Consider the following 13,301-nt stretch of genomic DNA (forward strand, 5'->3'; position numbering starts at 1 on the left):
AATTGATAAACTAATGTAGTAAATAGAACATGATAGGCGTGATTCGCCCTTAACCGCCTATAGACGAATGACTCCTGTCAGTTTAATGAACTGGCGGGAGTCTGTTTTATTTAAGGAGGTTATTGAATATGCCAATGTTTTTAATAGGTATCGGTGGTGCTATTGGAGCCGTATTACGATATAGCATTTCCCTGTTTTTGATAACAAACGAGACAGCTGCCTTCCCTTTTGCGACGGTTGCAGTGAATTTAGTAGGCTGCTTTCTTTTAGGTTTGCTCTCTTCCGGTTTCGAACAGAAGATAACAGCAAATCCTAACTATTTATCTGCATTAAAAACAGGTTTAATCGGCTCGTTTACGACCTTTTCCACATTTAGTGTCGAAGTGATCCAGTTGCTGCAGCATCACTCTTATTTATTTGCCATTCTCTATATTTTCATTAGTGCCATCTTCGGTTTCCTTTTTGTTGCGCTTGGTATGAAAGCAGGTAGAAGCCTTTGGGAAAGGAAGGAACCAGTATGATGAATTTCTTGTTAGTTGCCGTTGGTGGATTTTTCGGGGCGATTTTGCGGGCTGTTATTTCTAAGCGGCTCAATCATACATATCGATTTGTTCACTTCGGTACTTTTGCGGTAAATATGCTCGGTTCCTTTACATTGGGATTTTTAGTTAATATGCATCTCCATACAACTGCAAACCTTATTCTTTGTATTGGATTTTTAGGTGCGTTTACTACATTCTCAACTTTCAAATTGGAAAGTCTTACACTTGTTCATGCAAAACAATGGAAGCAATTTTTACTCTATTCTATACTCACATATTCGGTCGGTCTTTCCTTTGCTTTTGCCGGCTTTTGGGTGGCAAAAATATATTTAACCTAATGTTTCTGTTTCCTCCCTCCAATTAGCATCGATGTTAACAAGTTATGTTTACAAACAATCGACACGGGTAAATTTATATTGTGCAACATTCAGATGAGGAGGATGATAGAAATGGTAAAACATATTGTGGGGTATTATGATACAGAATCAGAGGCAATTGATGCAATCGAGGATCTGAAACGACAAGGTTACCGTACTGAAGATATTTCAGTTATCAGTAAAAGCCGATCAGATGTTGATACAATTACCGATGAGACAGGTGCAAACGTTGCAGAAGGTGCTGTCACAGGCGCAGCTGCGGGAGGTGCTTTAGGTGGAATTGGTGGCGTGCTTGCAGGTCTTGGCGCATTGGTAATTCCAGGTATCGGTCCAATCGTGGGAGCTGGTCCAATAGTTGCCGGAATTACAGGAGCTGCAGCTGGTGCAGGTGTCGGCGGCTTGACGGGTGCTCTTATCGGAATGGGGATTCCAGAAGATGAAGCGAACCGTTACAATGAACAATTTGAATCTGGTAAAATTTTAATTATGGTAGATGAAAATTCACGCGGTACAACACTTTTATAATAGAGCAGCAAAAAGTCATTCCTGATTTATCAGAATGGCTTTTTTTCGTTATGTTTTCTCCCTTCCCTGTTTCCTCATGTTTACAAATATTCCTCAAGGGTAAATTTTAGTATGTGAAAAGAGAATTTGAGAGGATGAGGGAAATGGTAAAACATGTCGTAGGATATTATGATACAGAAGCAGAAGCTATTGAAGCAGTTGAAGACTTAAAGCAACAAGGATACAGTGCACAGGATATTTCAATCATCAGTAAAAACGTATCGGATGTAGATGCAATTTCCAATGAAACCGGCGCAAATGCTATGGAAGGTGCCATTACAGGTGTAGCTGCTGGCGGCGCATTAGGCGGACTTGGCGGAGTTATTGTCGGACTTGGTGCACTTGCAATTCCAGGCATCGGCCCTGTTGTTGCAGCGGGACCAATCGCTGCCGGATTAACCGGATTAGCTACCGGTGTAATGGTCGGTGGAATCGTCGGTGCTTTAGTCGGTATGGGAATTCCGGAAGACGAGGCAGAGCGCTACAACGAGCAATTTGAAGCAGGCAAGATTTTAATAATGGTGGCAGAAGATAAACGTGGAATCGAATAATAAAAATATACCTGGAACAATATTTATTTGATTTTAATATAGAAAACTTAATGAGGCTGGGACGTAATTGTTTCGGTTAAGACCAAAAGGGAAATTGCACTATGCAATTTCCCTTTTGGTCTTATAATTTCGGAAAATCCGATAAAGAGTTGACCCACCACCAAATATCCCCTTAAATAATCCATTTTCGATATCGTTCGTTATCAACCTTCGATTTTTCATCAACCGAAAATTGCTTGAAACTAAAACCCCCTTCTACATAGTTTTATAATTTTGAATCTTATTAATAAAATATATATTGCAATATTTATCTAATAGTAATAAAGTATTATCGATATATATTGATTTCTATACTATTATCCTAAACAGAAAAGGAATGTTATAATTTTGAACTTTTTTACTAAGTGGTCCATTAAATTTCGACTTGTTTTTGCATTTGCAATAGTACTCTTAATACCAACCTTAACTGTATCTTTTTTTTCATATAACAATACAAAAAACCTGATTTTTGAAGAGCATGAGTCAACTGCTGAACAAAGTTTAAATTTATTAAATTCAAAGATTACAGAAACAATTCAGCCAAAGCTTCAGCAAATGTCATACTTTTCATCCTATATTTCACAAGATACTCTGGAAAATGATAATAAAATTAATTCACTATTCGATGAATACCTCGCACTTCACCCAGAAATCAACATAGCCTATGTAGGGACAGCTGATGGTCAAATGCTACGTCGACCCGCACATCAATACGAAGCGGGCTACGATCCACGGGAACGTCCATGGTATATCCAGGCAATTGAAGCAAAGGGAGAAGTTATTATTACCGATCCTTACATTGCAACAAGTTCCGGTACTCTTGTTGTAACGATTGCGCAACAATTAGCGGACAAGTCAGGCGTTATCGGGATTGATTTGGCGATTCAAAAATTAGCTGAGATTAATGATTCAGTAGTGATTGGCGAGAAAGGCTTCACCATGCTTTTGGATAGCAAAAACAATTTTATGGCAGCACCTGATATTGAAATCGGTTCAGCAGCCGGGGAGTCAATCAGTAATAATATTAATGAAAACAATGGTGTTATTAAAGATGATCAAACCAAAACTTTCTACGTTAAAAATGAACAAACAGGATGGACCGTGCTTGCGAAAACATTTGATAGCGAAGCAGAGGCAGTTGCAAATAAAAACTTGCTTAATGATTTAACAGTTGTCTTTATTGCCTTTATTATCGCAGCAGTTTTCGTCTATTTGATTATCCGGTCAATTAATGGGCCACTTCAGGAATTATCTAAAAAGGCCACCCTTATTAGTGAAGGTGACTTATCCGTAAAAGTAAATATAAATTCCCAAGATGAAATTGGACATTTAGGTAAAGTATTTAATACAATGCGCGAGAACTTAAGTACTCTAATACAACAAGGGTTGCATAGTGCGGAAGGTGTTCGAGAAGCCGCCTCCTCATTGAAAGAAAGTACAAATTTAACAATCGAGGCGACGGAGCAATCCGCACACGCAGTACAAGAAGTAGCCATCAGCACTGACGAGCAACTAAAAGGTAATGAACAAAACGCACAATCAATGAATCAATTAGGTCAAAATATTATTGAAATTGCAAATCGTTCACACGAGGTCACTTCTCTATCGACTAATGCAATCGGTACAGTAAACCAAGGAAATATCGTCGTTCAAAACACAGTGAATCAAATGAATTCAATCGATGACTCGGTTGCACAATCAGATGAAAAAATTCGCGCCTTATCAAAGCGTATTGATGAAATCGGAAGTATTGTAGATGTTATTAATAATATTGCAAACCAAACAAATTTATTAGCGCTGAACGCGGCCATTGAAGCTGCTCGTGCGGGTGAGCATGGAAAAGGCTTTGCCGTTGTCGCACAGGAAGTTCGTCTGCTTGCAGAGAGCTCACAGCAATCAACAGAGCAAATCAATCTATTAATAAGAGGAATTCAGGAAGACACGGCAAATTCCGTTGCATTGATGAACCATGCGAAGACAGATGTTCAGCAGGGTATACAGCTGACAAACGAGACAGCCGGAAAATTCCATCAAATCTTAGAGGCACTGCAAACTATCGCCCCTAAAGTGGATGATGTTACAGCAACTGCCCAGGAAATGGCGGCTTCTGTAGAACAAACTTCCTCTACAGCAACTTCATTAGTGACTCATGCACAAACGACTGCTGCTGCGGCTGAAGAAGTGGCGGCTACAACGGAGGAAATCCATGCTTCTATGGAAGAAATGGGTGCCTCTGCTCATGCTTTAAATCAGATGGCCGATCACTTACAGCAAGTAATGCATAAGTTTAAAATATAAATAATATACGGGCTGTGATTAGAATTGCCCCACGGACCTTATACAACATGAAAAGCATCAATTTTCTTTATGAGAAAATTAGTGCTTTTCTGCTTGCGGGAATTGACCATCCACGCTTATCTCAATTAGAAGTAAAAGCTTTCTGCGAAAAAAATGACATTCAGTTCGAGGCATGGTCTCCGTTAATGAAGGCAAAATTATTGGATAACCCACTATTAAACGATTTAGATGCTAAATTTAATAAAACCGTTTCTCAAGTTATTTTAAGATGGGATCTGCAGAATGGTGTCGTAACAATCCCAAAATCAACGAAGGAACATCGCATTGTGCCGGTATTTTTGATTTTGAACTGTCTAATGAGGATATGGAACTGATTAATGGCCTTAACCAAGATTTACGTATCGGGCCGGATCCGGATCACTTCAGCTTTTAATTAAACGCTTCTTCAGCATGCTGTCCTCGTCTCTTATTACGAGGACAGCTTTTTTCACTAAAAAACACATACTTGAAATTTTTTTCGAAAACGAGTAAACTATCAAAGTGCTCATTTATCCAAGTTAATAGTAACTGTATAACCTCAAGAATATGGCTTGAGGGTCTCTACCAGGAACCATAAAATCCTGATTACAGAAAATGATTTTTTTTCATTTTTTGTAATCAGGATTTTTTTTATTTTTTATAAGAAAGGAAGTAAGACAAAATATGAATTTCAAAGTTTTAATACTCGCATTATCAACAGTTGCTGTCGGGTTGGTGGAACTGATCGTTGGAGGCATTCTCCCAATCATTGCAACTGATATGAATATTTCAATAAGCACTGCCGGACAACTGATTACTGTATTTGCCCTTATTTATGCAATCGCCGGTCCTGTATTATTAGTTTTAACGAGCAAAGTTGAACGAAAAAAGTTATATCTTATTTCGTTGTTTATTTTCTTCATCAGTAATATCATGATGTATTTCAGTGTCACATACACATTTATGATGGTTGCCCGTATTTTAAGTGCAATGAGTACATCACTGATTACCGTGCTTTCGTTAATCCTCGCTGCAAAAGTAGTTTCACCGGCACATCGTGCGAAGGCACTTGGTTTCATTTATATGGGAATTAGTTCTTCGCTTGTATTAGGTGTACCACTTGGCATTTTAATTTCCGATTACTTCGGATGGCGTGTAATTTTCCTAGGCATTGCGATTTTATCAGTAGGCTCATTTATTCTCATTTCAATCTTTTTAGAGAAAGTACCAGGGGAAATGACCATTCCACTTTCGCAACAATTAAAGGCAGTTGCCAGTTCCAAAATCGGCAGTGCCCATCTTGCAACGATGTTTATGCTGGCTGGACACTATACGATGTACGCGTACTTCACACCATTTTTGGAAACAGAACTAAGTCTGAATTCCAGCTGGATCAGTCTCTGCTATTTATTATTCGGGATTGCTGCAGTAAGCGGCGGCGCATTTGGCGGAACGCTTTCGGATAAAATTGGCGCACCTAAGAGTATTATTTTCGTTATTGTTTCATTTGCAGTCGTGTTATTCATACTGCCATTCACGACCTTCTCTCTTATCATCTTCATACCGATTATGATGATTTGGGGAGCGCTAAGCTGGAGTTTATCACCACCACAGCAAAGCTACTTGATTCAGACAGATCCTGCTACATCCGATATTCAGCAAAGCTTTAATAATTCGGCTTTACAGATCGGAATTTCGATGGGATCAGCGTTTGGCGGAATCGTAATCACTCAAACAGACACGATTTCACATGCAGCTTGGTATGGCGGTGCACTTGTACTTGTTGCGTTAGCATGTGCAGTCTTTTCTTTAACGAGAAAAACAAATGGAAGAGGAGAAAAAATTTCCACTCCCGCTGCTCATCAATCGAATATGTAATTTTAAAGGCAACATCCGGTTGAATACCAGATGTTGCTTTTTATCTTTATAGTAAAAAAATGTATATTATGTTATGATGACCAAGCCTAAAACACTCTCGAATAAAAGTCATATTATTGGAGAAAACAAATGGAAAACCTAAATTTATTACTAGAAAAATACAGTCATCTGGAAAGCGAGCGTCTTTTTTTACGTCCGATTTCTATTGAAGATACTGAAGATATGTACGAATATACTGCGGATGAGCAAACGACGAAATTTCTTTATCATGCACACAAAGATCTGGAACAAACGAAGAAGATGATTGAAAATTATTTTATGAAAGAACCTGCCGGGAAATATGCGATTGTATTAAAAGAAAGCAATAAAATGATCGGTGCAATCGAGTTCCGTGTCCATGAGTGGAATAAAAGCGGTGAACTCGGCTTTACATTAAACCGCAGCTTCTGGGGAAAAGGCTATATAACAGAAGCCAGCAAAGTAATATTGGATTTAGCCTTCAATACACTCGGCTTAGAACGTGTATTTGCTGAATCTCACGTTCAAAATGCGGCCTCCGCTAAAGTTATGCAACGTTTAGGGATGACCCATGAAGGAACGATGCGAAAAAATCATATGATTAAAGGTACTCTCGTAGATAGTGTGTATTACTCTATATTAAAAGAGGAATTCTAATCGCTTTTACACCCTAAAATAGAATTATTAAAAAAGCCCTTCAGTCTGCAGCAAACAGAATGAAGGGCTTTTTCATATTCAACAGTTATGAAAACCGGTCCATGATTAGAATGGATTTGTATTCATTAATGTCGCGTTTTTAATGTACATGCGATTGTTCAGCTTTAATTGAGCAATAATATAGTCCGCAATATCTTCAGGGTGCATATATTGATCTCTTTTTTCATCAGGCACTAAGTTCAGTGCATCCGCCAAATCTGTTGCAATCGTACTTGGCGCTAATGCTGTTACACGAATATTGTTACGGCGCACTTCTGCAGCAAGCGACTCGGTTAATCCGATGACACCGAATTTAGAAGCACTGTATGCACTTGATGTTGCCGCACCGTTTAAACCGTTTGTTGATGAAATATTAATAACATCACCCGCGTTTTTCTCGATTAATTGCGGAACAATTGTGTGCGATACATAAAAAGTACCCATTACGTTGATGTCGACAATTTCTTTAAATTCTGCCGGATCCATGTCCACGAGCTTTTCAAATTTCCCGACACCTGCATTGTTAACTAAAATATCCGTTAACCCCAACTTTTCTTTTAGATGGGCAGCAGCCTTCTGTACTTGTTCTAAATTCGAAACATCCGCCACTGCATAAGCAGCTTTAACGCCATGGCTCTCAATTTCTTTCGCTACTTGCTGTAGTGCCTCTTCCGAACGTGCAATGATCCCTACGTTCACACCCTCTTTTGCTAATGCTACCGCTACCGCTTTACCGATTCCGCGTGCAGCACCTGTTACAACCGCTACTTTACCTTGTAATGACTGACCCAATTTTATCGTCTCCTTCAAACATTATTTCAATAAAATTTTAACATAGTGAACTTCCATACGTCTTATTTTGCGATTGGACGATATAGATATACTTTTTAATTGCTACGATAAGATAAACCTAAAATAGACTCAATTCGTCCTCTGTTATAACGTTGCGTCATAATAAATGGGACGTTGGCGAAGAGTGCATAGGCGATGTTAATCCAGCCTGCCCAAACAGGATTCCATATGAAAAAAAGGGGCGCTGGCAAAATTAGCAGCCAATGCGTTATCTCCGCTCTTTTTGTTTCAGCTGCAAAAATCTTTAAATCTTCCCGCTTTGTACCGTGCAAATGGCTTTTATTATAACTTTTCTTTGCAATCGAAGACCCATCAATTAAGTGCCTTTTCCATTTCTTCACTAAAAATAACCGGTTCCATATCTTCCCGTTTTCCTCCCACTCTGCAATACGGAGAAATACAACATCCTTCAAAAAATAGCGTAAAGGAATTTTGAAACAGAGCGCTGAAATCGAAAAATGAAGAACAAGCCATACCATTATATTAACAATGAGAAGCCAGATTGCATTTATGACTGTCATACCTCTCTCCTATTACACTTTGATTTTTCTGCCTTTCCACATGACCGAATGTAAAACATGTGTGCGATATAATGAATATAAAAATACGGCTGTAAAAAATAAAACAAATAAAGGATAGAACAAGAACATCATGAGATGAAAATTCCCTGCTCTTCTCGCCAGAAAATACACATGCCCTCCGTATAATAAGTAGACAATAATTCCGCATAAGAGCGCCACAGAAGATTCCGTCAAAAAAGCGAGAATTGGTGCCAACACTGCCATTATGACACCAAAAATCCAAAGCTGAATGAGCATCATAACAAATCTATGAGTAGACTGTGAAGCTGTTGCCAGATTTTTTGTCCAGCCTTCCAATAATTGTTTCGGTCCCTCTTCATACATTCGCACATTAATAATCCCTCTGCCGGCATAATTGGTTACCGGTAAGTCTTTAGCTAAAAAAACATCACTCAGTGCAAAGTCATCCATAATCGACTCTTCCGATGCCTCATGCCCCCCTGTTGAAATATAGCTCTTCTTATCACAAATAATACATGGTCCAAATGATCCTGCCGTTGCAAACTTTCCTTTCCAAACGGTAAATACATTCATTCCTGTCAGCACAATAATATTAAATATTACGGATAAATTTTCGTAACATTTTACAATCCGGTGATACGGTTGAATGGATAAGATCCCTTTTCCTTCTTGATTGCTGAAGCTATTCACAATGCGCTCGAGGCTGTCCTCATCGGCAAGCTGAACATCCGCATCTAAAAACAGCAGCCATTCTCCTTTTGCAGATTGTGCCCCGTAAGCACAAGCATTGGATTTACCCGGGCTCATCCCGCCTACTTGTTTACTATTTAAAACCTTCGCTCCGTATGACAATGCAACTTCAGCAGTATGATCCGAGGAACCATCATCGACTACAATTATTTCAAAACGCTTCCAACTTTGCTGCTGGAGTGATTTTAACAATGGCGGCAACCGAAGCGCTTCATTTCTGGCTGGTATGATGATCGACAATGCAGGTATTGGCTGATTCCCCTCTTTTGCTGGCGGTTTTCTTGAAGACCAAAACATCAGCACACCACATAATAAACCGAGTAAGGATAGTATTTGCACAACAAAATACAAAGTTTCCATTGATCATGTTCCTTCCATTTGCTTTTGTCTAATAGCTAATACGCTATCTACTTCAGCCTGTCTCTTTCGATTAGTTTCTTCGCCACCTGCTGCCCGCTAAGCGTAACCATTGGCATGCCGCCGCCTGGATTGACGGTTCCCCCAACGAAATATAAATTGTCATAACGTTCACTTTGCTTCGGATGTTTAAATCCTTTATTCATTTCCTTATCAGATACGGTTCCGTAAATTGCCCCGCGGTCTGATGAATACGTTCGTTCAATATCATGCGGAGTCCACATATCCTTGGTGACAATACTTTCTCTAAGTCTGTCCAATCCCATATTTTCCAGCTTGATTAATACCTTTTCCGCAAACTCGGTATACTCCTGTCGAGTTAGGGGTTTATCTTGAAGGTGGGGAATATGTGGAAGAATTTTCAGATTCTCATGGCCTGGCAGTGCTTGTTTTGGATCAGTTTTATTCACGTTCACTAAATAAATGACCGGGTCATCAGGAAGTTGATGCTTCTCAAAAATCAGATTCATTTGCTTTTTCATATTGTTGGAGAAAAAGAAATTATGATGGGCAAGTTGCGGATAGCTATTTTTGATCCCTAAATGTAAAACAAGACCCGAGCTTGCGGGTTCGAATTTTTTATCTAATTTATCGGTGTAACTTTCTTTTTCTTCTGTTAATTGTTTGTACGCTGGGATGACTTCCATATTGGAAACAAAATAATCGGCAGTCAACTTCATTCCATCATCTGTATAGGCCGCTGTAATAACTCGGTTGTTTTTATCTAATTTCACGATTTTTCTCCCCAGATGGAATGTTACACCGATTTCCTCTGCTAATTTCACTAAAGCATTTGCTAAATTATGCATTCCTCCAGGCACATACCAAATTCCTTGGGCGTGCTGCATGTAAATCATCATATTTAGAACAGCAGGCGCATGATAGGCGGAAGATCCAACATATTTTACAATATAACTTAGCATATCCCGGAATTGCGGGTTCTTAATTCTTTTATCAATTGCATCAAACATTGTGGAAGATAAATCAAATTTCCGCAATGATTGAAACGCACCGTGATATTGGAGCACTTCCTTTAAATTGTCTAACCCTTGATTAAAGTACCCTTGCTCCGTTATTTCATATAATCCTTTAGAATATTCCAGTAGTTTTTTGTATTGTTTAATGTCTTTTTTCGTTAGAGAAGGATTCAAGTTCTCCATATCCTGTAAATCCTCATATAAATCAAGTGTATTACCGTCCGGGAAAAATGAGCGCCATTGATGCTCCAATCGCTGAATCGGAACATAATCGCTCATTTGTTTTCCGCTTTGCTGAAATAAAGTTTCGAATATATGAGGCATCGTTAGTATGGATGGACCCAGGTCAAAACCAAAACCATCCTGCTCCAAACGGTTCAACTTTCCGCCTAGATGATGATTCTGTTCGTATAGGTCAACATTGTATCCTTTTTGCTGAAGTGAGATCGCAGCTGATAAACCACCAAGCCCTCCGCCTATTACAATCACCTTTTTCTTACCTGACATATTGTGTTTCCCCCTCTGTAATCTTTTTGTTTAGACTCGAATCTGCCCCTCCCGGCAGTGCATCCTTTTCAAACAGCTCCACCTCGTAACCCTCTTGTTGCAAGCGAATTGTACTTGCCATTCCTGCTGCACCAGCTCCCATAACAATGACTTTTTATTCATGAGCTCCCCTAATAATTATTCGGTTACGTTCGTTCATCCTTATGTATATAGATAGATTGCCTTCCACTTAACATTATACAATAATCACACAAATGTATAACCTTTTAATCGCTGTGTATCTTTATTTTTTTGTTTCCTCTAAATCGTTTACCCTTAATTTATCGCTCTTAATCTATATTATTAAGCCCTATTCATCTTTTTCTTTTTCAAATCACAAAGTCATATCGTTTTATTAACCTCAGCAAATAGTTATCAAACTTTGTATAACGTTTAAAGAAAAGTCTGCGAAGCTTTCCCTAAATTTCTACAGTAGAATAATCCAGTTGTAACACCACTAATAATGCATAGTTCTTGTTTACAACATCACAACAAAAAAAGACACGGATCCATATTTGAATCGTGTCCCCTACCAAATAACTAATATATTCTTATCACTAATTCATATTATCGACTAACACGAATTTGATTTTTCCCGCCTTTTTTTGCTTCATATAATGCCATGTCTGCAGAATAGAATAAATTTTCAAAGGTTTTTACTTTTCTGTCCAAGTTATTTGACATCCCAATACTGACCTTTATCCTCACTGTTTTTTCATCTTTATTGATGCACAAGTTACGTATGCTATGATTTATTTGCTTCGCTTTTATCAAGCCTTCTTCACGTGTAGCACCCTTTAATATTACAACGAATTCATCTCCACCATAGCGGCCGATCAGTTCATTTTCTTTTAGCGTACTTGAGCATGCCTTGCTTACAAGTTTGATGGCTTCATCACCGAAAAGATGCCCAAATTCATCGTTAATCCCTTTAAAATTATCAATATCAAGCACTAAACATTGAATAGATTCATTGTTAATGGAAGCTTCCTGTAACCATTCGTTAGCAGTTTCCTCCAAATAACTCCGGTTATATAAACCTGTCAAATAATCTATATTTGCCTTTGCTTTTATAGCTGAAACTCTATGCTTAATGTCGAGCTTGAGCGCTGACAAAGCAATTTGACGTTCGCTAATTTCATTGAGCAGGGCGATGTATTCTTTTTGAACGGTATAACCTAATTGTACATCATTCATTAATTCACACAATTTGCAGCGTTCTTCCTGAATCGTTTTTAATAAGTTGACATCGTTATATTCCTCAACAATATTTTTTGCATTCGTATAGGATTCATAAGCTTCTGCATATAGCTTACTTTTTGTGTACCAGGCGCCCTGTAAGTCATAACACTGCGCTTTTTCTCTTTTAAAATCATCTAATAGTGGTTCATGAATCATGTCTTCTATAAGTGACTTGGAAGCTTCTAAATCTTCAAGACCAATATATGATTTGGCAAGATTCAGTTTGACCCTAAATGCCAAAATGAATGATTCTGGTTTATGTAACTTGGCCATTTCAAGCCCCAATCTAGCCATTTCTAATGCCTTTTCAAAATTCTCTTCCATCATATAGACATGACTAAGATTGCTGTATCCGTTACTGACAATATTATACTTTTCCAATTTTTCCGCTAGCTGAATGGATTTCCCCAATGTTTCTTTTGCTTTTATGTAATCTTTGTTTGTTTCATATAATAAAAAGGAGACATTGTATAAATTTACCCAATCTGCTTCATCGCCATGTTTAGTACAAACTTCCGTATACTGGTCAATACAATTGAAAGCCTCTTCAATATCGCCTACGCAATAAAAAGATGCTGCATTATTTATATATGCAGTTAAAATCGATTTATAATCTTTTAATTCTATGCCCAGATTAAGAAGTTCGTATCCAGCTTCTATTGTATCCTTGTATTTCCCTTCAGCTCTTAGCATAGTCACCTTATGCTGCAGTAAATTCAAATCTTGTTTTTCCATAATCCGCTCCCGGTTTCCTATAGTAAATCCCTACTCAAATTTGGAACAATTCCTATTCCTCTTTCCATTACTGTCAATTAAAGCTGAAACAACCTTATGATTATTTGATTGATTATACAATATATTATAGTAATTTCAATAAATAACAAATCCCTCTAAAACGCTCATTTATACACCTTCTAGAGGGATTTTTCAAAAACTTCAGTTACTTATGATACAGACTGTACAGCTTTTTCATTAAAATCGGGCCATTGGTTAC

13 protein-coding genes, 1 pseudogene and 1 riboswitch are annotated in these 13,301 nt (G+C 38.2%); of the genes and pseudogenes, 8 read left to right on the plus strand and 6 right to left on the minus strand.

Annotated elements, in window-relative coordinates; all coding sequences use genetic code 11:
* The first annotated feature begins 128 nt into the window (after window positions 1-128).
* From crcB (CBM15_RS17645) to CBM15_RS17680, 8 genes and pseudogenes are all read left to right on the plus strand, one after another.
* On the plus strand, window positions 129-521 hold the full coding sequence (crcB, locus tag CBM15_RS17645) for a fluoride efflux transporter CrcB (RefSeq protein WP_087618490.1): 393 nt from the start codon (window positions 129-131) through the stop codon (window positions 519-521).
* Complete coding sequence (gene crcB, locus CBM15_RS17650; protein ID WP_087618491.1) at window positions 518-880, plus strand: fluoride efflux transporter CrcB; 363 nt, start codon at window positions 518-520, stop codon at window positions 878-880. The genes crcB (CBM15_RS17645) and crcB (CBM15_RS17650) overlap by 4 nt, the downstream gene beginning before the upstream one ends.
* 111 nt (window positions 881-991) lie before the next feature.
* The gene (locus tag CBM15_RS17655) at window positions 992-1,444 is read left to right on the plus strand and encodes a general stress protein (RefSeq protein ID WP_008407513.1); all 453 of its coding nucleotides are present in this window, start codon (window positions 992-994) and stop codon (window positions 1,442-1,444) included.
* Window positions 1,445-1,587: 143 nt separating this feature from the next.
* Window positions 1,588-2,034 carry a general stress protein gene (locus CBM15_RS17660; RefSeq protein ID WP_008407510.1) on the plus strand — a complete coding sequence of 149 codons (447 nt, stop codon included), beginning with the start codon at window positions 1,588-1,590 and terminating at the stop codon, window positions 2,032-2,034.
* 387 nt (window positions 2,035-2,421) lie between these two features.
* A complete protein-coding gene (locus CBM15_RS17665; protein WP_087618492.1) occupies window positions 2,422-4,371 on the plus strand; it encodes a methyl-accepting chemotaxis protein in 1,950 nt (649 codons plus the stop codon).
* A gap of 107 nt (window positions 4,372-4,478) precedes the next feature.
* A pseudogene (locus tag CBM15_RS17670) lies at window positions 4,479-4,804 on the plus strand (aldo/keto reductase); the annotation flags it as partial.
* Window positions 4,805-4,918: 114 nt separating this feature from the next.
* A riboswitch (purine riboswitch) is annotated at window positions 4,919-5,018 on the plus strand.
* A 55-nt stretch (window positions 5,019-5,073) separates the two neighbouring features.
* Window positions 5,074-6,267: an MFS transporter gene (locus tag CBM15_RS17675; RefSeq protein WP_087618493.1), complete on the plus strand. Its 1,194-nt coding sequence runs from the start codon at window positions 5,074-5,076 to the stop codon at window positions 6,265-6,267.
* A gap of 129 nt (window positions 6,268-6,396) precedes the next feature.
* On the plus strand, window positions 6,397-6,942 hold the full coding sequence (locus tag CBM15_RS17680; RefSeq protein WP_087618494.1) for a GNAT family N-acetyltransferase: 546 nt from the start codon (window positions 6,397-6,399) through the stop codon (window positions 6,940-6,942).
* A 105-nt stretch (window positions 6,943-7,047) separates the two neighbouring features.
* Here CBM15_RS17680 and CBM15_RS17685 read toward each other — a convergent pair whose 3' ends face one another.
* The 6 genes from CBM15_RS17685 to CBM15_RS17710 all read right to left on the minus strand — a co-directional run bounded on the left by CBM15_RS17685 (window position 7,048) and on the right by CBM15_RS17710 (window position 13,042).
* On the minus strand, window positions 7,048-7,773 hold the full coding sequence (locus CBM15_RS17685) for a 3-ketoacyl-ACP reductase (RefSeq protein WP_008407502.1): 726 nt from the start codon (window positions 7,771-7,773) through the stop codon (window positions 7,048-7,050).
* Window positions 7,774-7,868: 95 nt separating this feature from the next.
* Entirely contained in the window at window positions 7,869-8,354 is a 486-nt protein-coding gene (locus CBM15_RS17690; protein ID WP_087618495.1) for a glycosyl-4,4'-diaponeurosporenoate acyltransferase CrtO family protein, read from the minus strand.
* Window positions 8,355-8,366: 12 nt separating this feature from the next.
* Window positions 8,367-9,485: a glycosyltransferase family 2 protein gene (locus tag CBM15_RS17695; protein ID WP_087618496.1), complete on the minus strand. Its 1,119-nt coding sequence runs from the start codon at window positions 9,483-9,485 to the stop codon at window positions 8,367-8,369.
* A 47-nt stretch (window positions 9,486-9,532) separates the two neighbouring features.
* On the minus strand, window positions 9,533-11,026 hold the full coding sequence (locus CBM15_RS17700; protein WP_087618497.1) for a phytoene desaturase family protein: 1,494 nt from the start codon (window positions 11,024-11,026) through the stop codon (window positions 9,533-9,535).
* On the minus strand, window positions 11,016-11,168 hold the full coding sequence (locus CBM15_RS17705) for an NAD(P)-binding protein (protein ID WP_087618498.1): 153 nt from the start codon (window positions 11,166-11,168) through the stop codon (window positions 11,016-11,018). Before CBM15_RS17705 ends, CBM15_RS17700 begins: the two co-directional genes overlap by 11 nt.
* A 464-nt stretch (window positions 11,169-11,632) precedes the next feature.
* Window positions 11,633-13,042, minus strand: coding sequence for a GGDEF domain-containing protein (locus CBM15_RS17710; RefSeq protein ID WP_087618499.1), 1,410 nt, complete (start codon window positions 13,040-13,042; stop codon window positions 11,633-11,635).
* Window positions 13,043-13,301 lie beyond the last annotated feature (259 nt).

This window comes from Solibacillus kalamii (assembly GCF_002174535.1).
Taxonomy (GTDB): domain Bacteria; phylum Bacillota; class Bacilli; order Bacillales_A; family Planococcaceae; genus Solibacillus; species Solibacillus silvestris.